Consider the following 21,483-nt stretch of genomic DNA (forward strand, 5'->3'; position numbering starts at 1 on the left):
GGAGGCACCCTTTGACATACCTCATCGACAGGCGCTTGCAAAGCAAGAATAAATCCGCCGTCAACCGCGAGCGTTTCCTGCGGCGTTACAAGGGCCAGATCAAGGATGCCGTGGGGCGCGCCATCAAGGGGCGCTCGATCACGGACGTCGAGAATGGCGAAAAGGTCAGCATCCCCGTCAAGGACGTGGGCGAACCGTCGTTCGGCCACGCGCATGGCGGCGTGTGGGAAGTGGTCAATCCCGGCAATAAGGAATACCTGAAAGGCGACCAGATCGCCCGGCCGAAAGGCGGCGGTGGCGGCGGGCGTGGCAAGGCGGGCAATAGCGACGAGACGACGGAAGACGATTTCATCTTCGAATTGTCGCGCGAAGAATTCATGAACTATTTCTTCGAAGACCTCGAATTGCCGCACATGGTGAAAACCCAGCTGACGGCCACTACGGAATTCAAGAACCAGCGCGCCGGCTACAATATGTCGGGCACGCCATCGAACATCCACGTGCTGCGCTCCCTGCGCGGCGCGCTGGGCCGGCGCATCGCCGTCGGCGGCGGCGCCCGCAAGCAGCTGGCGCAGGCCGAGGAAGACCTGGCCGCCCTGCTGCTCGACGGCGCACCCGACAGCGACCCGCTGGTGACGGAACTGCGCCGCCTGATCCACCACCTGCACACGCGATTGCTGGCGATTCCCTTCATTGACCCGTTCGACTTGCGCTACAGCAACCGCATCAAGGTGCCCAAGCCGATGACGCAAGCCGTCATGTTCTGCATCATGGACGTGTCCGGTTCCATGGACGAATCGCGCAAGGACACGGCCAAGCGCTTCTTCATCCTGCTGTATCTGTTCCTCAAGCGCGTCTACGACAAGATCGAGGTCGTCTTCATCCGCCACCATACGGCGGCGGCCGAAGTGGACGAGCATGAATTCTTCAATTCGCGCGAGTCGGGCGGCACCGTCGTGTCGTCCGCCCTGCACTTGCTCAATACCATCATCGACGAACGTTATGGCGCCGGGCAATGGAACAGCTATGTGGCGCAGGCCTCCGACGGCGACAACTGGGACAACGATTCCGTGCTGTGCCGCCAGTTGCTGATCAACACCATCCTGCCCAAGGTGCAGTACTACACCTATGTCGAGATCACCGACGGTCCGCAGCAAAACCTGTGGGAGCAATATGCGGGCGTGCTCGACCATCACGCCCATTTCGCCATGCAAAAGATCGTCACGCCGGCCGATATCTACCCGGTCTTCCGCGAACTGTTCAAGAAACAGGTGAAATGATGAGTGCAGCCTTTGACCGCGCCAGCAACACCCCGGGCGAGCCGTTCGAGCGCCTGCGCCACCCGAACGCCCTGCCCGAGCAGTCGGAATGGACGTTCGAGCTGATCGAGCAAATCCACGAGGAAATCCGCAGAGTGGCGAAACAGTTTGGCCTCGACACCTATCCGAACCAGCTGGAAATCATCACGGCCGAGCAGATGATGGATGCCTACACGTCGGTCGGCATGCCCGTGTCGTACAACCACTGGTCGTTCGGCAAGCATTTTCTGTCCACCGAGAAAAGCTACAAGCGGGGCCAGATGGGTCTGGCCTACGAGATCGTCATCAACTCGAACCCCTGCATCGCCTATTTAATGGAGGAAAACAGCCTGACCATGCAGTCGCTGGTGATCGCGCATGCGGCCTACGGCCACAACTCCTTCTTCAAGGGCAACTATCTGTTCCGCGCCTGGACGGATGCGGACGCCATCATCGACTATATGGTGTTTGCCAAGAACTACATCGCCGAATGCGAGCAGCGCCATGGCGTCGATGCGGTGGAATTGCTGCTCGACTCGTGCCACGCCATCCAGAACTATGGCGTGGACCGCTACAAGCGCCCGGCGAAACTGTCGATGGCGAAGGAATATGCGCGCCAGAAAGAGCGTGAAGCCTATGTGCAGTCGCAGATCAACCAGCTGTGGCGTACCTTGCCCCGGCGCGAGGAAGACGAGGACGAGGATGAGCAGCGCAAGGCCGCCCCCCGCTTTCCGCCGGAACCGGAGGAAAACCTGCTGTACTTTATAGAGAAGTACGCGCCGCTGCTGGAACCGTGGCAGCGCGAGATGGTGCGCATCGTGCGCAAGATTTCCCAGTATTTCTATCCACAGCGGCAAACCCAGGTCATGAACGAAGGCTGGGCCACCTTCTGGCACTACACGATATTGAACCAGCTGTATGACGAGGGCGTGGTGGGCGACGGCTTCATGATGGAATTTCTGAAAAGCCATACCAACGTGGTCTACCAGCCGCCCATCGACAGTCCCTATTACAGCGGCATCAATCCATATGCGCTGGGTTTTGCCATGATGAGCGACATCCGCCGCATCTGCGAGCACCCGACGGACGAAGACCGCGCCTGGTTCCCCGACATGGCCGGCAGCGACTGGCGCAAGAGCCTGGACTTTGCCATGCGCAATTTCAAGGACGAAAGCTTCATCGCCCAGTATCTGTCGCCGCGCCTGATCCGCGAATTCCACTTCTTTGCCGTGCTCGACGATGACAAGAATGAAAAGCTGGCCATTTCCGCCATCCACGACGATGCCGGCTACCGCTACGTGCGCCAGCAGCTGGCCGAGCAGTACAACCTGGGCAACCGCGAGCCGAACATCCAGGTCTGGTCCGTCAATACGCGCGACGACCGCGCATTGACTCTGCGCCACACGCAATTCCAGCGCCGCCCGCTGAACCAGCAGGCAGCCGAGGTGCTCAAGCACGTGGCACGGCTGTGGGGCTTCGATGTGCACCTCGATACGGTCGATCCGCAAGGGGTCGTCCTGGGCACCTTGAATTGCCGACGGGAAAAACGTAACCGGCGCGATGACCCGGTTGTCCGGCCATGAAATGATTTGTTGATAATAATCAATGGCAAGAATATAAGCGCTTCCTATGCCTGTATAGGAATTCCGTATGGCCTGGCGGCGTCGAAACAGCTGTCGGGAGCGCCTTTTTTGACCTGGATAAAGTCCCTTCCGCACCCGTTTGGTGCGCGCGCGCCACTAAGTGGTCTGGTTCCGAGTCAAAACATTTCCCAAAAGAAATCTTTTTCTCCAAATTTAGCGGTTTCCATATTGATTATCACGAAATATAATTCCGCCATATGGGCACATCGGAGAACTTAGCAGTGGTCACCCAAAACGGCTGTAAAAAACCGATAGGACCGCCTTTTTTTATGTCCGAAAGCGTGCAAAGATGACATAAGCAAGTACGTTTTCAGGGCGCAAAAGCGCCAAAAATTTAACCGGTTTTAGGCGTTAAAAATCTGTGTAAAATAAAGAATTCGTATGTATAATTCGGCGACGTCCCGGATACGGCTGGAGCTTTGTGTCGTCATTTTGGGGTTCAGTTGCAAGACAAGAGATGGTATTTGGAGAAAGCAGGCATGAATTTTTCGAACGAGAAAAGTCCCAAGAACTACACAGGCATAACCGTCGTTGTCCTGCTGCACGTTCTCGCGGCTTACGGGATCGCGACGGGCTTGGGCAAGCGGTTGGTCACCAAAATGATGGAACCGGTTGAAACCAAGATTATCGAGGAAGTCAAACCGCCTCCACCGAAGGATCTTCCACCGCCACCACCGCCGCCAGAAATGAAAGCGCCACCGCCGCCATTCATTCCGCCAGTCGAGGTGAACGTGCAGCAGCCGCCACCACAGCAGAACGTGATTGCAAATACGACTGCCGTGAAGCCAGCCACGAATGTACTGACGCCGCCATCGCCGCCTGCACAGCCTGCGCCAACTCCTGGACCAGCCAAATCGGTGCGTACACCGGCCGTGGTTGACTTCAGTGTCTGCGAAAAACCGGCTTATCCAAAGTCGTCGCAGCGCAACGAGGAAACCGGTGTGGTGACACTGTCGTTCCTGATCGGTGTAGACGGCAAGGTCGCTGATTCGAAGATCGTGAAGTCCAGCGGCTTCAGAGACCTGGACAAAGCTGCGGTGCAAGGTATCAGCCGCTGTACATTTAAGCCGGCAACAGTTGACGGCAAGCCGGAACAAGGCTGGCAGCAAATGCAATACGTTTGGTCGCTGGATTAACACCCGAGACAGTTACCCCCTGTCTCACACCATGATTTCGTTGTCATTACGTTCAGCGATCTGTTATTTTTAATTTTGGAGGAAGCATGTTTAAGAATACCCGTTTGTCCGCATTTTTTGCCGCGGTTCTGTTGTCCGTCACCGCTACTACCGCTCTGGTAGCAGCTCCGGCATTCGCTGACGCGCCAGCATCGGCTGCCGCTTCGGCTCCTGCGGCAGACGCTGCACCAGCACCAGCACCAGTTGCTGCAGATGCAGCCGCTCCAGCAGCAGACGCAGCAGCTCCAGCCAAAACCGAAGAAGTGCATAACCCGTTCGGCCTGTCCGCAGTCTGGGACGGCGGCTTCGTGCCACGCGCTACCCTGATCATCCTGTCCATCATGTCGATCGGCAGCTGGTACATCATCATCACCAAGCTGCTGGATCAAATGAAGATCTTCAAGCAAGCCAAAGAAGCCGCTGCCAAATTCTGGAAAGCTCCTTCGATCGCTGCTGGTTCGGCAACCTTGAGCGAAGGCTCGCCATTCCGCTTCATCGCTGAATCGGGCACCAAGGCAACCGCGCACCATGACGGCGCCCTGCTGGAACAAATCGATCTGTCGACCTGGGTAACGATGTCGATCCAGCGCGCTTCGGACAAAGTCCAATCGCGTCTGCAAGATGGCCTGTCGTTCCTGGCAACCGTTGGTTCGACCGCACCATTTATCGGTCTGTTCGGTACCGTCTGGGGTATTTACGGCGCGCTGACCGCTATCGGCATGACCGGTAACGCATCGATCGACAAAGTGGCAGGTCCAGTTGGTGAAGCACTGATCATGACCGCTTTCGGTCTGCTGGTCGCCGTTCCTGCCGTTCTGGGTTACAACTGGCTGGTGCGTCGTAACAAAACCGCAATGGAAGACATCCGCTCGTTCAGCGCCGACGTTCACTCGGTACTGATCTCCGGCGCCATGTCGACCAGCGAAGCTGGCCGTGCTGCCGGCGCTAAAAAGATCGGATAAGAATCATGTCGATGTCCGTCGGCTCCGACAGCGGAGATGAAGATCAAGTAATGTCAGAAATCAACACGACGCCGCTCGTCGACATCATGTTGGTTTTGCTGATCATTTTCTTGATTACGAGTCCAGTTGTCCTCAAGCTGCAGAAAATCGATCTGCCGATTGAGACCAACCAAGCCCTGCAAACCAAGCCAGAAAACGTCAACATCGTTGTTAACAAGGATGGCGAGATTTACCTGGGCCAGACCAGACTGAAAGACACGAACGAATTGTTCGATTATCTTAAAGTTGAAGCAGTGAAAGTACCGCAGCCGGAAGTACACGTTCGTGGCGACCAAGAAACACGCTACGAATCGATCGGCCGGGTTATTTACACGACCCAACGTGCCGGGATCCAGAAGGTCGGCTTCATCACCGAACCACCTGACAAGGGCTGATAGCAACTGACAGCGGCGTCCCGGCAACACGGGGGCGCCACTGCCGGAAGCTGACCGGGCGGCAGTTTCGCCCGGTGCTTCGTTGGACTTCTTAAAGGAAACACTATGAGTATGAATGTCGGTTCGGGAAGCGCAGCAGGCGCGGATCCGGAACCAATGATGGAACTGAACATGACGCCCCTCATCGACGTGATGCTGGTGCTGATTATCATGTTGATCATCACGATTCCTAAGCAAAACCACTCGGTGAACCTGAACATGCCGGTCGGCACCCCGCCGCCACCGACAACCGAACCAGTGGTCGTCACGATCGATGTCGATTTTGATGGCACTATCTTGTGGGACAATCAGGTCGTACCTGATCGTAATACGCTGGAAGCCAAGCTGAGCAACGTTGCTGCGCAAGCAGACCAGCCAGAAGTGCATCTGCGTCCTAACAAGCTGGTGGAATACAAAGTCGTCGCCGGTGTGATGGCGTCGGCGCAGCGTCTGGGCGTGACCAAAATCGGTCTGGTCGGCAACGAGCAATTCCAGTAAGCTGCAGCAATCAGGTTATCTTTACATCCGAATAGGCAGGACTTCCTGCCTATTCGCTTTTTACTGAAAGACTTTCTTATGTCCAAGTTTCGTCTCGCTCATCTCGGCCTCGTCATGGCCGCTATCGGTTTTACCGCAGCAACTCCCGTAATCGGCCTGGGCTCGCTGGCATACGCCGCGGACACCGTGCGTGCCGAAGTGGGCAAGCCACTGCAAGAAGCGCAAAAACTCGCTAGCAGCGGCAAAAACAAGGAAGCGCTGGCCAAGCTGCGCGAAGCTGACAGCGTCGGCGGCAAGACCGCCTTTGAAAGCTACCAGATCGAACGCGTGCGCGCCTCGGCCGCTGCTGCTGCCGGCGATAACGGCACCGCCATCAAGGCTTTCGAAGCCGTCATCAATTCCGGCCGCCTGAGCGCCGCCGAAGCCCCCAAATTCACGCAAGCGCTGGCAGGCATGTACTACCGCGCCAAGGATTGGCCAAACACCATCACCTGGATCAAACGCTCGCTGAAAGACCGCGAAGATCCACAGATGCGCGAACTGCTGATCCAGACCTACTACGTCAGCGGCAACTTCGCCGAAGCGGCCAAGGAACTGCAAGCGCGCGGCGGCAACTCGGAAGCGAGCCTGCAAATGCTGGCCAACATCCAGTTGAAGCAAAACGACAAGGGCGGCTATGTGGCCACCCTGGAAAAACTGGCATCGAGTTATCCGAAGACCAGCTACTGGGCCGACCTGCTGAACCGCGTTTCGGGTAAACCTGGCTTCTCGCAGCGCCTGAGCCTGGACGTCCAGCGCCTGCGCCTGGCCAACGGCCTGTTCACCAAGCCGTCCGAATACATGGAAATCAGCCAGCTGGCCCTGCAAGCAGGCAATCCAGGCGAAGCACTGAGCATCATCGAGCAAGGCTACAAAAAAGGCGTGCTGGGCACCGGCGCCGATGCGCCGCGTCACCAGCGCCTGAAAGACCTGGCCCTGAAAACCCAGGCTGACCTGAAAGCCAGCGCGGCCAAGTCGGAAGCGGAATACGTCAAGAACAAGGACGCCGACAGCTTGAGCAAGCTGGGCTTCGCCCTGGTCTACGATGGCCAGGCAGACAAAGGCCTGGGCTTGATGAACGACGCCGTGAAACTGGGCACCGCCAAGTACGCGGAAGAAGCCAAGCTGCATCTGGGCATCGCCTACATGCACGCCGGCAAGAAATCCAATGCCACGACGGCGTTCAAGGCCGTCAAGGGCACGGATGGCGCGGCTGACCTGGCCCGTTACTGGACTTTGATGAACAAATAAGTTCACGTTGAGAGTGTAGTGTATCCATATTAAAGCGTTGCCAGCACACCCGCCGGCAACGCTTTTTATCATTTCAGCAGGGAAATTACCCCTGCTGCCGCCCTGCCGGGTGTGCTTCCCTGAAACAGTCCGTATAATCCCCCTTTTGGCACAGTTTTCATCAGATTCCTATGAAGGTATTCCGCGGACTTCCCAATGCCCAGGCACGAGCGCCTTGCGCTCTGACCATCGGCAATTTTGACGGTGTCCACATCGGCCATCAAGCCTTGCTGGCGCGCGTGCGCGGCGCGGCGACCGAACTCGGCATTGAAGCGGCCGTGATGACGTTCGAACCGCACCCGCGCGAATTCTTCGCGCAGCGCGCGGGCGACCTGTCGAAGGCACCGCAGCGCATCGCCAACCTGCGCGACAAGCTGCAATCGCTGGACGACGCCGGCATCGACCGAGTCGTCGTCGAGCACTTCAGCGCGCAATTTGCCGCCTTGACGCCGCAGGAATTCACGCAAAAAGTCCTCGTCGACGGCTTGCACGTGAAATGGCTGATGGTCGGCGACGATTTCTGCTATGGCGCCCGGCGCGCCGGCGACGTCGCCATGCTGCAGGAAGCGGGCCGCGAATACGGTTTTCATGTAGAAACATTGCCGACCGTCATGAATGGCAGCACGCGCATCTCCTCGTCGGCCGTGCGCCTGGCCCTGGCCGCCGGTGATTTCCCCCTGGCCACGCAGTTGCTGGGCCACCCGTACGCCATTTCCGGCCATGTGATCCACGGCCAGAAACTGGGCCGCACCCTGGGTTTCCCCACCCTGAACCTGCGCGTGGCACACCGCCCCGCCCTGTCCGGCGTCTTCATCGTGCAAGTGCACGGCCTGGGACCGCAAGCGCTGCCGGCCGTGGCCAGCCTGGGCGTGCGCCCTACCGTCGACGACAGCGGCCGCGTCTTGCTGGAAGTGCATCTGTTTAATTTCAATCAATCGTGTTACGGCAAGCTGGTACGCGTGGAGTTTTTGGAAAAGCTGCGCGACGAAGAAAAGTATGACGACTTGCCCACCCTGACGGCCGCCATCGAGCGCGACTCGAACCAGGCGCGCGCCTATTTTGAACAGCGCAGCGGCGCCATTACCGCTACCGACCGAATTTGACGCCGGCCAACTCCGCCGCCTGGCGGCGCCTGCCGCCGCAATCCATTCAATATCCTTAAAGAAGACTATGTCCGATCAAAACAAGCCAGCCACGCCCAAGCAGAACAAGAAGCCTGAAAGCAAATACCCGGTCAACATGACGGAAACCCCGTTCCCGATGCGCGGCGACATGGCCAAGCGCGAGCCGCAATGGGTACAGCAATGGCAAGACAAGAAAATTTACGAGCGCGTGCGCAAGGCCGCCGCCGGCCGTCCGAAATTCATCCTGCATGACGGTCCGCCGTACGCGAATGGCGACATCCACCTGGGCCACGCCGTCAACAAGATCCTCAAGGACATGGTCGTCAAATCGCGCTCGCTGGCCGGCTTCGACGCGCCATACGTACCGGGCTGGGATTGCCACGGCATGCCGATCGAGATCCAGATCGAAAAACTGCACGGCAAGAACCTGCCGACGGCCGACGTGCTGGAAAAGGCCCGCGCCTACGCCAACGTGCAGGTCGAGCGCCAGAAAAAAGACTTCATCCGCCTGGGCGTCCTGGGCGAGTGGGACAACCCGTATCTGACCATGGCGCACGGCAATGAAGCCGACGAATTGCGCGCGCTGGGCAAGCTGCTGGAAAAAGGCTATGTCTACCGTGGCCTGAAACCCGTCAACTGGTGTTTTGACTGCCAGTCGGCGCTGGCGGAAGCTGAAATCGAATACGAAAACAAACGCGACCCGGCCATCGATGTCGGCTTCAAGTTCGCCGAATTCGACAAGCTGGCCAAGGCTTTCAATTTGCCTGAACTGCCGACCGAAAACGGCTTCGTCGTTATCTGGACCACCACGCCTTGGACCATCCCGTCGAACCAGGCGCTGAACGTCCATCCTGAATTGAAATACGCGCTGGTCGAAACCACGCGCGACGGCCAGCCTTTGCTGCTGATCCTGGCGCAAGACCTGGTCGAATCCTGCCTGGCGCGCTTCAAGCTCGAAGGCACGACGATCGCCACCTGCGACGGCGCCGCGCTGGAAGGCATCAGCTTCCGCCATCCGCTGCACGCGTCGGACGCTTTCTACGACCGCCTCTCGCCGATGTACCTGGCCGACTACGTGACCGCCGAAAGCGGCACGGGCGTGGTGCACTCGGCGCCCGCGTATGGCGTGGACGACTTTATCTCGTGCAAGGCGCACGGCATGCAGGACGACGACATCATCAAGCCCGTCATGGGCGACGGCAATTACGTTTCGACCTTGCCCCTGTTCGGCGGCATGAGCATCTGGGACGCTTCCAAGCCGATCTGCGCCGCCCTGAAAGAAGCGGGCGCCCTGTTCGAAGTCAAGATGTTCGACCACAGCTACATGCACTGCTGGCGTCATAAAAAGCCCGTCATCTACCGCGCCACCTCGCAGTGGTTCGCCGGCATGGACGTGACGCCGAAGGACGGCGGCCCGACCCTGCGCGAAACCGCGTTGAAAGGCATCGCCGAGACCGAGTTCTTCCCGGACTGGGGCCAGGCGCGCCTGCACGGCATGATCGCCAACCGTCCCGACTGGACCCTGTCGCGCCAGCGCCAGTGGGGTGTGCCGATGGCTTTCATCGTGCACAAGGAAACGGGCGACCTGCATCCGCGCACGCCGGAACTGCTGGAGCAAGTGGCCAAGCTGATCGAAAAAAACGGCATCGAGGCATGGCAGTCGCTGGACTTGAAGGACCTGATCGGCGACGAAGCGGCCATCTACGCCAAGAACAAGGATACGCTGGACGTATGGTTCGATTCCGGCGCCACGCACCAGACGGTATTGGGCGGCCCGCAAGGCCATGGTTCGCACTCGACGCAGCTGCAATTCCCGGCCGACCTGTACCTGGAAGGCTCGGACCAGCATCGCGGCTGGTTCCATTCGTCGCTGCTCGTGTCGTCGATGCTGAACGGCCATCCGCCGTATAAAGCCTTGCTGACGCACGGCTTCACGGTCGATGGCGAAGGCAAGAAGATGTCGAAGTCGCTGGGCAACACGCTGGCGCCGCAAAAGATCTCGGACACCCTGGGCGCCGACATCCTGCGCCTGTGGATCGCCTCGACCGACTACACGGGCGAGCTGTCGATCTCCGACGAAATCCTGAAACGCGTGACGGAAGCGTACCGCCGCATCCGCAACACCTTGCGCTTCCTGCTGGCCAATACCTCGGACTTCAATCCGGCCACGGACGCCGTGCCGGTCGCCGAAATGTTCGAAATCGACCGCTATGCGCTGGCCAACATGGCGTCGCTGCAGCAGCAGATCGAAAACAACTACGCTCGCTACGAGTTCCACCCCGTCGTGTCGAAGCTGCAGACGTACTGCTCGGAAGACCTGGGCGGCTTCTACCTGGACATCCTGAAGGACCGTTTGTACACTTCCGGCTTGACGTCGCACGCACGCCGCTCGGCGCAGACGGCCCTGTGGCACATCACGCAAAGCCTGCTGCGCCTGATGGCCCCGGCCCTGTCGTTCACGGCCGAAGAAGCGTGGGCCGTCTTCGCCGGACCGGAAGCGTATGCCGCCAGCGATGAAACCATCTTCACGCAAACCTGGTGGCAGCTGCCGCAAGTGTCGGACGCGGCCGACCTGCTGCAGAAATACACGGCCCTGCGCGCCGTGCGCACGGACGTCACGAAGCAGCTGGAAGACTTGCGCACCTCGGGCGCCATCGGTTCCTCGCTGCAGGCGGAACTGACGATCAAGGCCGCGCCGATGAAATACAAGCTGTTGACGACCCTGGGCGACGACTTGAAATTCGTCTTCATCACCTCGCAGGCAACCGTGGCTGAAGTAGCAGACGAAGCGGCCGAGGAAGTGGTCGTGGCCGCGTCGACGGCGCCGAAGTGCGAGCGCTGCTGGCACTACCGTGCGGACGTGGGCACGGACGCCGCGCATGCTACCCTGTGCGGCCGCTGCGTCAGCAATCTGTTTGGCGCGGGCGAGAAACGCCGCTTCGCCTAAAAACGGTGCGGGACAGGTTCCCGCACCGCTTCCCACCGCCGCTGCCCGCAAGGACAGCGGCGGCTTTATCTTCCCTGGAAAAATATGGCCACTAAAAACCGTTTTTCATCGAAATCGTCATCGTCGGCGTCGCTGGTGCCCTGGCTGGGCATTGCCGCCATCGTCATCCTGTTCGACCAGATCACCAAGATCACGATCCTGAAGACCTTCCGCTATGCGCAAGAGATGGTCATCACCTCGTATTTCAACCTGGTGCTCGCGTATAACAAGGGCGCCGCCTTCAACTTCCTGTCCGACCAGGGCGGCTGGCAGCGCTACTTCCTCAGCGCCATCGCCCTCGTGGCGGCCATCTACATCATTTATCTGCTGAAAAAGCACGCCGGCCAGCGCATGTTCTGCTGGGCCCTGGCGCTGATCCTGGGCGGCGCGCTGGGCAACGCCATCGACCGCCTGATGTACGGCCACGTGGTCGACTTCCTCGACTTCCACTGGAAAAGCTGGGGCCACTTCCCCGCCTTCAACATCGCCGACAGCGCCATCTGCATCGGCGCGGCCCTGTTCATCATCGATGAACTGCGCCGGGTAAACAAATAAACACGCAGGAGAACGGCATGGAATTGTCCGGCAAAAAAATCGTCCTGGGACTTTCGGGCGGCGTCGCCTGCTACAAGGCGGCGGAACTGTGCCGCGCCCTGACCAAGTCTGGCGCCTCGGTGCAGGTGGTGATGACGGATGCGGCCAGCCACTTCATCACGGCCGTGACGATGCAGGCCCTGTCCGGCCACCCCGTGCACACCAGCCAGTGGGATGCGCGCATCGCCAACAACATGGCGCATATCGATTTGACGCGCCATGCCGATGCCATCCTGATCGCGCCGTGTTCGGCCGACTTCATGCGTAAACTCGCGCACGGCGTGTGCGACGACCTGCTGTCGACCCTGTGCCTGGCCCGCCCGGCCCACCTGCCCCTGCTGATGGCGCCGGCCATGAACGTGGAAATGTGGCAGAACCCCGCCACGCAGCGCAATGTGCAGCAGCTGCGCGACGACGGCGTCAAGTTGTTCGGCCCGGCCGCCGGCGAACAGGCCTGCGGCGAAACGGGACTGGGACGCATGCTGGAACCGGAACAATTGCTGACGGAGCTGATCGCCGCCTTCCAGCCGAAGGTATTGGCGGGCAAGCGCGTGCTGGTCACGGCCGGCCCGACTTTTGAAGCCATCGACCCCGTGCGCGGCATCACCAATCTGTCCTCGGGCAAGATGGGCTATGCGGTGGCGCGCGCGGCGCGCGAAGCGGGCGCCGAAGTGCTGCTCATTTCCGGCCCCACGGCCCTGGACGCGCCCTTCGGCGTGCGCCGCATCGACGTGCAAAGCGCGCAGCAGATGCATGATGCGGTACTGGCCCACGTCGACGGCCAGCATGTCTTCGTCGCCGTGGCTGCCGTCGCCGACTGGAGAGTCGCCAACGCCAGCGACCAGAAGATGAAAAAGCAGGCCGACGGCTCCGTGCCCGAACTGCAGTTCGTGCAAAATCCCGACATCCTCGCCACCGTGGCGGCACGCACCAACCTGGCCGGCTATCCCTACTGCGTCGGCTTTGCCGCCGAATCGGAAAACCTGGTGGAATTCGGCTCGACCAAGCGCGAAAAAAAAGGCATTCCTCTGCTGGTCGGCAATATCGGCCAGAACACGTTTGGCCAGGACGACAACACCATCATCCTGTTCGATGAAGAAGGCCATACCGTGCTGCCGCGCGCCTCGAAACTGAACCTGGCGCGCCAGCTGATTTCGGAAATCTCGAAGCGGCTGGCAAAAAACTCGCTCCTCAAGTAACCCCTTACGTTCTAAATTAATGAAAAATATCGACATCAAGATCCTCGACGCCCGCATGCAGGAACTGCTGCCGGCCTACGCCACGCCCGGCAGCGCCGGCCTGGACCTGCGCGCCTGCATCGACGCGCCCATCACCATCGAAGCGGGCCAGACGGTGCTCATTCCCACCGGCCTGGCCATTCACATCGGCGACCCGTCGTATGCGGCCATGATCCTGCCGCGCAGCGGCATGGGCCATAAAAACGGCATCGTATTGGGGAATCTGGTAGGCTTGATCGACTCCGATTACCAGGGCCAGCTGATGGTATCGACCTGGAACCGGGGCCAGAGCGCTTTCACGCTCAACCCCATGGAACGCCTGGCGCAACTGATTATCGTGCCGGTGCTGCAAGTGGGCTTTAACGTCGTCGAGGAATTCGGCGACAGCGAACGCGGTGTTGGCGGTTTCGGCAGCACCGGCAAACATTAAGGACTTTCTTATGCCAGGTTTCCGCCATCTGATCTCAGCCCCGACTTCGCTGCGCCGATTGGCTACTCCCCTCCTGTTGGCCAGTGCGGCCATCCTCGCCGGCTGCACCACGCCGGCAACGAATGTCGGCGGCCCGTTCAACGTCGTGCCGGCGCCCGATGCGCCCGCGCCGACGGCGCAGCAAAAGGCGGCGCAGGAAGAGCTGCTGAAGATGGTGGCGCTGCAGGACCGCCTGTCGAAAGTCTCGGCGCCCCTGCTGATCAACAATGCGGACCTGTGCAAGACGTATGCACGCAACCTGCTGGGCTTCACGGCGCAGAACAAGTATTCCTACCCTGGCATCTATGCCGATGCGGCGCAGGCAGCCCTCGGCTATGGCGAACAGATGCAGGTCTCGGGCGTGCTGCCTGGCAGCGGCGCCGCGCGCGCCGGCTTGCGCAAGGGCGACGGCTTGCTGGCCGCCGAAGGCAAGCCGCTGCCGGCCGGCCCCAAGGCGGAAGGCCCGTTCGCCGCCATCGTCGGCCCGCTGGCCTCGAAGAGCGCCAGCCTGAACATGACCATCGCCCGCGACGGCCAGCAGCAGGATCTGAAAATTCCCGTCACGCGCGCCTGCGCCTTCCGCGTCGCCCTGGGCAATGCGGACAATATCAATGCCTATTCGGACGGCGCACGCATCATGCTCACGCGCGGCATGCTCAATGCGGCGCAAAACGACGAAGGCATCGCCTTCGTGATCGCCCGCGAAATGGCGCACAACATCCTCGATCACGCGCGCAGCCAGCGCACGGCCGGCACGGCCGGCAGCATCATCGACAGCCTGGGCGCCGTGCAGCCCGACGTATCGATGCTGACGGGCGCCGCCGGCATCAAGGCCATGCCGCAGGAACTCGACGTACAAGCCGACACCCTGGCCATCTACCTGCTGGCGCGCGCCGGCTACAACGTCGACAACGCCGCCCGCTTCTGGCAGCGCCTGACCACGCAAGTGCCGGCGACGGTCGCCAACGGCTACACGGCCCTGCATCCGGGTACCAACTCACGCATGGCGGCCATCAACCGCGCCGTCACCGACGTGCGCGCCAAGCAGGCGGCAAAGAAGCCGCTGAAACCTTAAGTACAGAGGCACAGAGGCGCCTGATGCAGCAGGTTTGCTCAGGCGCCGGGGAAGTTCGGGAAGTAGGTGCCCATGATCCATGTGAGAGCACCGCAGAACACCACGGCCAGAAACAGGACGATGAGCAGCTTGCCGAACTTGGGAATGCCCTCTTCTTGCGTCTTGACTTCATTTGACATGAAAATTCTCCGCAGCGTGGTGGAGCAGGTAGTATATCCATAATCTTGAATACTTTTCCATACTTTGCCGCAAACATGCGGCATCTCTCCCGCACCCCATGGACAGCATCGACCTTGAAGTTCTGAAAACCAGCGCCGCCTGGCTCGCCGCCGGGCACCGCTGCGAACTCGTCACCGTCGTCAAGACCTGGGGCTCCAGCCCGCGCCCCGTTGGTGCCACGCTGGCCATCTGCGACGACGGCACGGTGGTCGGTTCCGTTTCCGGCGGCTGTATCGAGGATGACCTGATCGATGCCGTCCGCACGCACGGCATCGTGCGCACGCTGCCCGACATCGTCAGCTACGGCATCAGCGCCGACGAGGCGCACCGCTTCGGCCTGCCCTGCGGCGGCACCATCGAACTGGCCATCGAGCCGCTGCATGCGGACAGCCGCGTGGCCGAACTGCTGGCGCGCCTGGAAGCGCATGAACTGGTCGAACGCCGGCTGGACTTGCGCAGCGGCGCCGTCACCCTGCGCACCGCCGTGCCGGGCGCCGTGCTGGCCCTGGACAACGCCGTGCTCACCACGCAGCACGGCCCGCGCTGGCGCCTGCTGATCATCGGCGCCAGCCAGCTGTCGCGCTTCGTGGCGCAAATCGCCATGGCCATGGATTACCACGTCATCGTCTGCGATCCGCGCGAGGAATACCGCGGCGGCTGGAACGTGCCCGGCGTGCCCCTGCTGCACGCCATGCCCGACGACCTCGTGCTGGATTTAAAGCTCGACAGCCGCAGCGCCGTCGTCGCCCTCACGCACGACCCCAAGCTCGACGACCTGGCCCTGATGGAGGCGTTGAAATCCCCGGCTTTTTATGTCGGCGCCATCGGCTCGCGCGCCAACAATGCCAAGCGCCGCGAGCGGCTACTGCAGTTCGACGTCAGCGCCGCACAGCTGGCGCGCCTGCACGGCCCCATCGGCCTGTACATCGGCAGCAAGACGCCGGCCGAAATCGCCATCTCCATCCTGGCCGAACTGACGGCCGTCAAAAATGGCGTGCCCGACGCGCTGCAGATCCAGCACGCAGCAGCCTTGACGCCACCCAACCCGGACCTCTGCGTGCGCTGAAGCCTGAAAGCAAGAAACAAGATGCGCCCGCATCGCGCCCCTGCTACCTTCCCTGATTTTTGGCCACCATGACCCTGCTGCACTGGACCCTGCCCCTGCCCGCCGGCTACCGCCGCGACGATGTCATCGCCTTCCACAGCCGCGATGGCGAAGCCGTGGCCGAACAAGTCACACCGACGGGGCTGCGCAAGGGCATCCTGCTTGCAGGCGTGCCCGTCGTGCTGGACGTGGCCTTCACGGATGCTGCGGCCATCTGCCGCGCCGAGATCGAGGGCGATAGCGACCTTCAAACACCGCTGCACGGCGCCCTGCTCAACATCCTCGGCCTGCGCATCGATCCGCAGCCATTCGCGCAACTGGCCGCCGGCGACCCGCTGCTGGCGCCTCTGGTGCGCGCCAACCCGGGCCTGCGCATCGTGCAATCGGCCAGCCCCTTCGAGGCGCTGACCTGGGCCATCATCGGCCAGCAGATCAATCTGCCGTTCGCCATTTCCCTGCGCCGCACGTTTATTCTGCAAGCGGGGCGCCGGCACGGCAGCGGCTTGTGGTGCTACCCGGAAGCGCGCGACGTGGCGCGGCTGTCCATCGAGGATTTGACCAACCGCAAATTCTCGCGCGCCAAGGCGGAAACCGTGCTGCGCCTGGCCCATCTCGTCAACGATGGGGAACTGTCGCTGGAGCTGCCCCCGTCCGGCGACGTGGCAGCCATGTCGCAGGCGCTGCTGGCCGTGAAGGGCATCGGTCCGTGGACCGTCAACTACGCGCTGCTGCGCGGCTATGGCTATGCCGACTGCTCGCTGCACGGCGACGTGGCCATCCGCGCCGCCCTGCAAAAGCTGCTCGGCGAAGAGAGCAAGCCGGACATGGCGCGCACGGAACAGTGGCTGCGCCAGTACGCGCCGCACCGCACGATGGCGGCCGCCCACCTGTGGGCCAGCCTGCATGCAAAAAATAATCCGACGGCGGCGGAATAAACGGCGGGCGGCAGGCGTCTATCCCTTGCAAGCCCTCAAAACCTCAAGGAGACCATCATGCGCTTTACCACTTTTGCCGCCACCGCCCTGTTCACCGTCTTGTCCGCCCCGCTGGCTTTCGCCGCCGACGTCATGCCCGCCAATGGCATGCTGGTCAACGCCACAGGCATGACCGTGTATGTGTTCGACAAGGACGTCGCCGACAGCGGCAAGAGCGCCTGCAGCGGCGGCTGCCTGGTGGCCTGGCCCGCCGTCATCGCCACCGACGCGGCGCCTGCGGCCCCTTACGGCAGCATCAAGCGCGAAGACAACGGCGCCATGCAGCTGACCTACAAGGGCAAGCCCCTGTACCTGTACAAGGAAGACAAGAAGCCGGGCGACGTCGCCGGGGACAATTTCAAGAACGTGTGGCACGTCGTCAAGCTGTAAGCCCCTTCCCGCCGCCACGATGACCACGCCAGAGGACAGCCGCCAGCTGCAAGCCTGCCTGCCCGGCCTGCGCCGCTATGCGCGCGCGCTGGTGGGCGCCGCGCACGCGGACGATCTGCTGCAGGATACCGTGGAGCGGGCCTGGCGCAAATTCGACCAGTGGCAACGGGGCGGCGAGATGCGGCCCTGGCTGTTTTCCATCATGCACAATCTGCACGTGGACCAGTTGCGCCGCCCGGGCCTGGCGCTGCAGGAGCTCGACGACGACGCCCTGCTGCCCGCGCCGGAACGGGCGCCGGGGCAGTCCATCGCCATCGGCGAAATGGATGCGGCGCTGGCCCGCCTGCCGCTGGGGCAGCGCGAAGTCATCCTGCTCGTCGCGCTCGAACAAATGCCATATGAACAGGTGGCGGCCACCCTGGACATCCCCGTCGGCACCGTCATGTCGCGGCTGTCGCGCGGGCGCGACAAGCTGCGCGCCCTGCTCGATGGCCGCCCTGCCTGCAGCCAGGGCAGCGGCCCACCCACCCTGAAAGTCGTGAAATGACAAGGCAAGCCATCAGCGAAGCGCAACTGCACGCCCTGGCCGACGGCGTCCTGCCGGAAGAGCAGCGTGCTGCCATCGAGGCCCACCTGCGCGCGCATCCGCAAGACGCCGCCAGGGTCGATGCCTGGCGTGAACAGAACCGGCAATTGCGCGCGTTGTTCGACCCCGTGCTGGACGAAGCCGTGCCGCCGCACCTTATGCAGGCAGCATCGCCACCGGCGGCGAACGGCGCCTGGCAGCGCCACGCCATGCAGGCGGCAGCGGCCATCGTGCTGGTCATCGCTGGCGGCATGGGTGGCTGGCTGCTGCGCGGCGATGCCGGCGATGGCGCGACAGCCAGCGCCAGCCCCCTGGCCCTGGCGCGCAGCGCCGCCATCGCCCATGCCGTCTACACGCCCGAGGTGCGCCACCCCGTCGAGGTGGGAGTGGAACAGGAGGCGCACCTGGTGCAATGGCTGTCGAAACGCCTGGGCACAAAATTGCAGCCGCCCGCGCTCTCAACGCTCGGCTATCACTTGATCGGCGGACGCCTGCTGCCCGGCGATGGGGACGGCCCCGTCGCGCAATTCATGTACGAAGAGGGCACTGGCAAGCGCCTGACCCTGTACGTGGCCAGGGAACGGGCCGGCAAGCAGGAAACGGCGTTCCGCTACACGCAGGAAAAGGACCTGGGCGTGTTTTACTGGATCGATGGCCAGATGGGCTACGCCCTCTCGGCCAGGCTGCCGAAAGCCGAGTTGGGCAAGATCGCCGACGCCGTGTATGCGCAGCTGGAAAGTCACTAAACAGACGCTGCAATCCGTTTCACGCCCCACCATTGCAGCAGCAACGCTGCGATGGCGACCAAGGCGGCGCCGGCCGCCAGCAGCCACATCGGCCAGTTGAGCAACAGCAGCACTCCGCCCGTGGCGGCGCCGATGGCGCTGCCCAGGTACAGCGCCGATTCATTGAGGGCGATGGCCAGGTTGCCGTCGCCCTGCCGCGCGCGCACGGCCAGCAACTGCTGGTTCTGCGGCACTTGCAGGGCCCAGCCAGCCGCGCCCCACAACGCAATGGGCGCCAGCATCAGCCAGGCCGACCAGCGGGCCGCCAGCGGCAGCGCGCACAGGGCCAGCGCCAGCAGCAGCAAGATGAAGGCGGTCAGTTTTGGCGCCGCCACCTTGTCCGCCCATGGCCCGACCAGCACACTGCCCGCGATGCCGCCTACACCCCATGCCCACAGGAAGGGCGTGGCGGACATCGCCGTCCCCTGCGCGGACCACGCCAGCAGCGGCGCGATAAACGTGTACATGCCCAGGCTGGCAACGGCCGCCAGCAAGGACACCAGCAGAATGAGCAGCACACGCCCATCAGCCAGCAAGGCCAGCTTGCGGCGCAGGGAAATGGCCGGTGCTGCCGGTAGCTCCGGCAGCTTCCACAGCAAGCCCGCCAGCGCCAGCACGCCAAGGATGGCGACCAGCCACAGGGCCGCCGTCCAGCCCAGCTGCTGCGCCAGCAGCAAACTCAATGGCACGCCCAGCACCGTGCCGCCCGCCATGCCGCCCATGATCACGCCGATGGCCTTGCCCCGCTGCGGCGGCGCCGACACGCCCGCCGCCGCCGCGATACCGAGCGCCAGGTAGACACCGGCGCCGATGCCGGCCATGGCCCGCCAAGCCAGCAAACTGGCAAATCCGGGCGCCAGCGCGCTGGCCCCGTTCGCCAGCACGAACACGGCCAGGGCGAGCAACAGGCCGGTGCGTTGCGCGCGCGCCGGCAGCAAGGCCACCACCAGCGGCGAGCCGAGACCATAGGCCAGGGTAAACGCCGTCACCAATTGCGCGGCCATCGCCAGGGAAATGGAAAAGGCACCGGCGATCAGCGGCATCAAGCCCGCCGTCACATACGACGCCATGCCCAGCGCGAACGCGCCCACGGCGATCAGGTAGACGGTGAGGGGAAGAACGGCACGGGAGGAAGAAAAGTCAGACATGGGCTCGCTTTCGGGAAGAAAGCAGGCATTCTGGAATACAATATAAACAATTACAATTTAACTGTTTATGCTATTACTGATAGCAACAGCCTCACAGGAAAGACAGCACCATGCGCACTTTGGCCCGCACCCGCCACGAACTGGCCGCCTACCTGCAGGCGCGGCGCGCGCGGCTGTCGCCCGAAGACGTGGGCTTGCCCGGCGGTGGAAGGCGGCGTACGCCGGGTTTACGCCGCGAAGAAGTGGCGGCGCTGGCCGGCGTGGGGCTGACCTGGTACACCTGGCTGGAGCAGGGGCGCGAGATCGGCGTCTCGAGCGCCTTTCTCGACAAGCTGGCCGAAGTGCTGAAACTCGATGCGGGCGAGCGCCGCCACCTGTTCCTGCTCGCGCATGCGCGTCCACCGGCCGAAGAGGGCAAGACGTATTGCGTGGTGCCGCCGCCCGTGCGCCGCCTGATGCACGAACTGGCGCATCCGGCCTATGTGCTCAATCTGCGCTGGGACGTGCTGGCGTTCAATGCGGGCGCGGATGCCCTGTTTGGCTTCGGCGCGCATGCCGCCTCGCGCCGCAACCTGCTGTGGCTCTTGTTTACCGACCCGCTGCTGCGCTCGCGCTTCGCCGGCTGGGAAGAACAGGCGCCGCTGATGCTGTCGAGCTTTCGCCGCGACTACGCGCGCGCCACGCAGGAAGCCGATATCCACGCGCTGGTGGAGGAACTGGAAAAAGTCTCGCCCGAATTCAAGCGATGGTGGCGCCGCCACGATGTGCATGCGCCGTGCGCCGGCGTGCGCCGCCTGACCATCGACGGCGAGCAGGTCGCGTATGAACACACCTCGCTGACCATCGATGCGGACCGCCATTTGCGGCTGGTCGTGTATGCGCGCCAGCTGGCATAGGAAATCTCCCCGCACAACGAAAAAACCGCTGGCCCTCTTGCGAGGAACCAGCGGCTTCGAATTGGTTGCGGGGACAGGATTTGAACCTGTGACCTTCGGGTTATGAGCCCGACGAGCTGCCAGACTGCTCCACCCCGCACAAGAATTATATACCAGATTGTTGCGCGGCGTAAAGGGCAAGAATTGACAATCTCATTCCTGCCCCGTCTGCCGGAGTTTGCCGTTGGCCCAGCAATGAAAAAAGCCGCTGATCTTTTGCAAGAATCAGCGGCTTTCCGGTATTGGTTGCGGGGACAGGATTTGAACCTGTGACCTTCGGGTTATGAGCCCGACGAGCTGCCAGACTGCTCCACCCCGCACAAGAATTATAAGGGCAAACGGGGGGCTTAGGCAATAGCTATCTCAAATTCAACCGTGATAGACCAATCTAATGAATGTGCGGGCGAGAGGATCGCCGGCCCCGCGTGCCTGCGCAGCTCGCCACGCGGTGCGCAATCGGTGTACAGTAAGCGTTAC

21 protein-coding genes and 2 tRNA genes are annotated in these 21,483 nt (G+C 62.1%); 19 read left to right on the forward strand and 4 right to left on the reverse strand.

Translation table 11 applies throughout. The features are described from left to right. The first annotated feature begins 11 nt into the window (after nt 1-11). From CLU91_RS10930 to CLU91_RS10990, 13 genes are all read left to right on the forward strand, one after another. Nucleotides 12-1,280 (forward strand): YeaH/YhbH family protein, encoded by a 1,269-nt coding sequence (locus CLU91_RS10930; protein WP_100874172.1) that lies wholly within the window; start codon nt 12-14, stop codon nt 1,278-1,280. Further along, nucleotides 1,280-2,881, forward strand: coding sequence for a SpoVR family protein (locus CLU91_RS10935; RefSeq protein ID WP_100874173.1), 1,602 nt, complete (start codon nt 1,280-1,282; stop codon nt 2,879-2,881). The genes CLU91_RS10930 and CLU91_RS10935 overlap by 1 nt, the downstream gene beginning before the upstream one ends. A gap of 539 nt (nt 2,882-3,420) precedes the next feature. Then, on the forward strand, nt 3,421-4,077 hold the full coding sequence (locus CLU91_RS10940; protein ID WP_100874174.1) for an energy transducer TonB: 657 nt from the start codon (nt 3,421-3,423) through the stop codon (nt 4,075-4,077). Nucleotides 4,078-4,163: 86 nt separating this feature from the next. Next, nucleotides 4,164-5,078 carry a MotA/TolQ/ExbB proton channel family protein gene (locus CLU91_RS10945; RefSeq protein WP_100874175.1) on the forward strand — a complete coding sequence of 305 codons (915 nt, stop codon included), beginning with the start codon at nt 4,164-4,166 and terminating at the stop codon, nt 5,076-5,078. Nucleotides 5,079-5,083: 5 nt separating this feature from the next. Beyond that, nucleotides 5,084-5,512 (forward strand): ExbD/TolR family protein, encoded by a 429-nt coding sequence (locus CLU91_RS10950; protein ID WP_100874176.1) that lies wholly within the window; start codon nt 5,084-5,086, stop codon nt 5,510-5,512. Nucleotides 5,513-5,617: 105 nt separating this feature from the next. Further along, complete coding sequence (locus CLU91_RS10955; RefSeq protein WP_170840419.1) at nt 5,618-6,049, forward strand: ExbD/TolR family protein; 432 nt, start codon at nt 5,618-5,620, stop codon at nt 6,047-6,049. A 78-nt stretch (nt 6,050-6,127) separates the two neighbouring features. After that, a complete protein-coding gene (locus tag CLU91_RS10960; protein WP_100874177.1) occupies nt 6,128-7,339 on the forward strand; it encodes a hypothetical protein in 1,212 nt (403 codons plus the stop codon). A gap of 170 nt (nt 7,340-7,509) precedes the next feature. Continuing rightward, complete coding sequence (locus CLU91_RS10965) at nt 7,510-8,481, forward strand: bifunctional riboflavin kinase/FAD synthetase (RefSeq protein ID WP_100874178.1); 972 nt, start codon at nt 7,510-7,512, stop codon at nt 8,479-8,481. Between the two features lie 67 nt (nt 8,482-8,548). Beyond that, complete coding sequence (gene ileS / locus CLU91_RS10970; RefSeq protein ID WP_100874179.1) at nt 8,549-11,449, forward strand: isoleucine--tRNA ligase; 2,901 nt, start codon at nt 8,549-8,551, stop codon at nt 11,447-11,449. Between the two features lie 84 nt (nt 11,450-11,533). Continuing rightward, a complete protein-coding gene (gene lspA / locus CLU91_RS10975) occupies nt 11,534-12,043 on the forward strand; it encodes a signal peptidase II (RefSeq protein WP_100874180.1) in 510 nt (169 codons plus the stop codon). A 17-nt stretch (nt 12,044-12,060) separates the two neighbouring features. Then, nucleotides 12,061-13,281: a bifunctional phosphopantothenoylcysteine decarboxylase/phosphopantothenate--cysteine ligase CoaBC gene (coaBC, locus tag CLU91_RS10980; RefSeq protein ID WP_100874181.1), complete on the forward strand. Its 1,221-nt coding sequence runs from the start codon at nt 12,061-12,063 to the stop codon at nt 13,279-13,281. Nucleotides 13,282-13,300: 19 nt separating this feature from the next. Continuing rightward, nucleotides 13,301-13,750 (forward strand): dUTP diphosphatase, encoded by a 450-nt coding sequence (dut, locus tag CLU91_RS10985; protein WP_086140592.1) that lies wholly within the window; start codon nt 13,301-13,303, stop codon nt 13,748-13,750. A 10-nt stretch (nt 13,751-13,760) separates the two neighbouring features. Beyond that, nucleotides 13,761-14,864 (forward strand): M48 family metallopeptidase, encoded by a 1,104-nt coding sequence (locus tag CLU91_RS10990; RefSeq protein WP_100874182.1) that lies wholly within the window; start codon nt 13,761-13,763, stop codon nt 14,862-14,864. A 38-nt stretch (nt 14,865-14,902) separates the two neighbouring features. On the opposite strand, the gene CLU91_RS28250 is transcribed toward CLU91_RS10990, so the two are convergent. After that, nucleotides 14,903-15,043 (reverse strand): hypothetical protein, encoded by a 141-nt coding sequence (locus CLU91_RS28250; protein ID WP_162835767.1) that lies wholly within the window; start codon nt 15,041-15,043, stop codon nt 14,903-14,905. Between the two features lie 98 nt (nt 15,044-15,141). On the opposite strand from CLU91_RS28250, the gene CLU91_RS10995 reads away from it, so the two are divergent. The 5 genes from CLU91_RS10995 (at nt 15,142) to CLU91_RS11015 (ending at nt 18,884) form a co-directional block, all read left to right on the forward strand. After that, nucleotides 15,142-16,149, forward strand: a complete 1,008-nt coding sequence (locus CLU91_RS10995; protein ID WP_100874183.1) for an XdhC family protein — start codon at nt 15,142-15,144, stop codon at nt 16,147-16,149. A gap of 68 nt (nt 16,150-16,217) precedes the next feature. Further along, complete coding sequence (locus CLU91_RS11000; RefSeq protein ID WP_100876687.1) at nt 16,218-17,123, forward strand: DNA-3-methyladenine glycosylase family protein; 906 nt, start codon at nt 16,218-16,220, stop codon at nt 17,121-17,123. A gap of 57 nt (nt 17,124-17,180) precedes the next feature. Then, nucleotides 17,181-17,552: a COG4315 family predicted lipoprotein gene (locus tag CLU91_RS11005; protein WP_100874184.1), complete on the forward strand. Its 372-nt coding sequence runs from the start codon at nt 17,181-17,183 to the stop codon at nt 17,550-17,552. A gap of 19 nt (nt 17,553-17,571) precedes the next feature. Continuing rightward, nucleotides 17,572-18,099, forward strand: a complete 528-nt coding sequence (locus tag CLU91_RS11010; RefSeq protein WP_100874185.1) for an RNA polymerase sigma factor — start codon at nt 17,572-17,574, stop codon at nt 18,097-18,099. After that, nucleotides 18,096-18,884, forward strand: coding sequence for an anti-sigma factor family protein (locus tag CLU91_RS11015; RefSeq protein WP_100874186.1), 789 nt, complete (start codon nt 18,096-18,098; stop codon nt 18,882-18,884). Before CLU91_RS11010 ends, CLU91_RS11015 begins: the two co-directional genes overlap by 4 nt. Here the strand turns inward: CLU91_RS11015 and CLU91_RS11020 are convergent. Next, nucleotides 18,881-20,071 (reverse strand): MFS transporter, encoded by a 1,191-nt coding sequence (locus CLU91_RS11020; protein WP_100874187.1) that lies wholly within the window; start codon nt 20,069-20,071, stop codon nt 18,881-18,883. The genes CLU91_RS11015 and CLU91_RS11020 overlap by 4 nt on opposite strands. A gap of 110 nt (nt 20,072-20,181) precedes the next feature. Between CLU91_RS11020 and CLU91_RS11025 the strand changes: the two genes are divergently transcribed. Further along, nucleotides 20,182-20,967, forward strand: a complete 786-nt coding sequence (locus CLU91_RS11025) for a helix-turn-helix transcriptional regulator (protein ID WP_100874188.1) — start codon at nt 20,182-20,184, stop codon at nt 20,965-20,967. A 62-nt stretch (nt 20,968-21,029) separates the two neighbouring features. On the opposite strand, the gene CLU91_RS11030 is transcribed toward CLU91_RS11025, so the two are convergent. Beyond that, nucleotides 21,030-21,106 (reverse strand) — tRNA-Met (locus CLU91_RS11030). A gap of 143 nt (nt 21,107-21,249) precedes the next feature. After that, nucleotides 21,250-21,326: transfer RNA gene (locus CLU91_RS11035), tRNA-Met, on the reverse strand. Between the last annotated feature and the right edge of the window lie 157 nt (nt 21,327-21,483).

The organism is Janthinobacterium sp. 64, assembly GCF_002813325.1.
Classification (GTDB): domain Bacteria; phylum Pseudomonadota; class Gammaproteobacteria; order Burkholderiales; family Burkholderiaceae_D; genus Janthinobacterium.

Bases quoted from the DNA above. Each gene is read 5' to 3' on its own strand.
- dut (WP_086140592.1), top strand. From the start codon at position 13,301: ATGAAAAATATCGACATCAAGATCCTCGACGCCCGCATGCAGGAACTG.
- CLU91_RS10945 (WP_100874175.1), top strand. From the start codon at position 4,164: ATGTTTAAGAATACCCGTTTGTCCGCATTTTTTGCCGCGGTTCTGTTG.
- ileS (WP_100874179.1), top strand. From the start codon at position 8,549: ATGTCCGATCAAAACAAGCCAGCCACGCCCAAGCAGAACAAGAAGCCT.
- CLU91_RS10940 (WP_100874174.1), top strand. From the start codon at position 3,421: ATGAATTTTTCGAACGAGAAAAGTCCCAAGAACTACACAGGCATAACC.
- CLU91_RS11025 (WP_100874188.1), top strand. From the start codon at position 20,182: ATGCGCACTTTGGCCCGCACCCGCCACGAACTGGCCGCCTACCTGCAG.
- CLU91_RS28250 (WP_162835767.1), bottom strand. From the start codon at position 15,043: ATGTCAAATGAAGTCAAGACGCAAGAAGAGGGCATTCCCAAGTTCGGC.
- coaBC (WP_100874181.1), top strand. From the start codon at position 12,061: ATGGAATTGTCCGGCAAAAAAATCGTCCTGGGACTTTCGGGCGGCGTC.
- CLU91_RS10950 (WP_100874176.1), top strand. From the start codon at position 5,084: ATGTCGATGTCCGTCGGCTCCGACAGCGGAGATGAAGATCAAGTAATG.
- CLU91_RS10965 (WP_100874178.1), top strand. From the start codon at position 7,510: ATGAAGGTATTCCGCGGACTTCCCAATGCCCAGGCACGAGCGCCTTGC.
- CLU91_RS10955 (WP_170840419.1), top strand. From the start codon at position 5,618: ATGAGTATGAATGTCGGTTCGGGAAGCGCAGCAGGCGCGGATCCGGAA.
- CLU91_RS11015 (WP_100874186.1), top strand. From the start codon at position 18,096: ATGACAAGGCAAGCCATCAGCGAAGCGCAACTGCACGCCCTGGCCGAC.
- CLU91_RS11000 (WP_100876687.1), top strand. From the start codon at position 16,218: ATGACCCTGCTGCACTGGACCCTGCCCCTGCCCGCCGGCTACCGCCGC.
- CLU91_RS11005 (WP_100874184.1), top strand. From the start codon at position 17,181: ATGCGCTTTACCACTTTTGCCGCCACCGCCCTGTTCACCGTCTTGTCC.
- lspA (WP_100874180.1), top strand. From the start codon at position 11,534: ATGGCCACTAAAAACCGTTTTTCATCGAAATCGTCATCGTCGGCGTCG.
- CLU91_RS10995 (WP_100874183.1), top strand. From the start codon at position 15,142: ATGGACAGCATCGACCTTGAAGTTCTGAAAACCAGCGCCGCCTGGCTC.
- CLU91_RS10990 (WP_100874182.1), top strand. From the start codon at position 13,761: ATGCCAGGTTTCCGCCATCTGATCTCAGCCCCGACTTCGCTGCGCCGA.
- CLU91_RS10960 (WP_100874177.1), top strand. From the start codon at position 6,128: ATGTCCAAGTTTCGTCTCGCTCATCTCGGCCTCGTCATGGCCGCTATC.
- CLU91_RS10935 (WP_100874173.1), top strand. From the start codon at position 1,280: ATGAGTGCAGCCTTTGACCGCGCCAGCAACACCCCGGGCGAGCCGTTC.
- CLU91_RS11020 (WP_100874187.1), bottom strand. From the start codon at position 20,071: ATGTCTGACTTTTCTTCCTCCCGTGCCGTTCTTCCCCTCACCGTCTAC.
- CLU91_RS11010 (WP_100874185.1), top strand. From the start codon at position 17,572: ATGACCACGCCAGAGGACAGCCGCCAGCTGCAAGCCTGCCTGCCCGGC.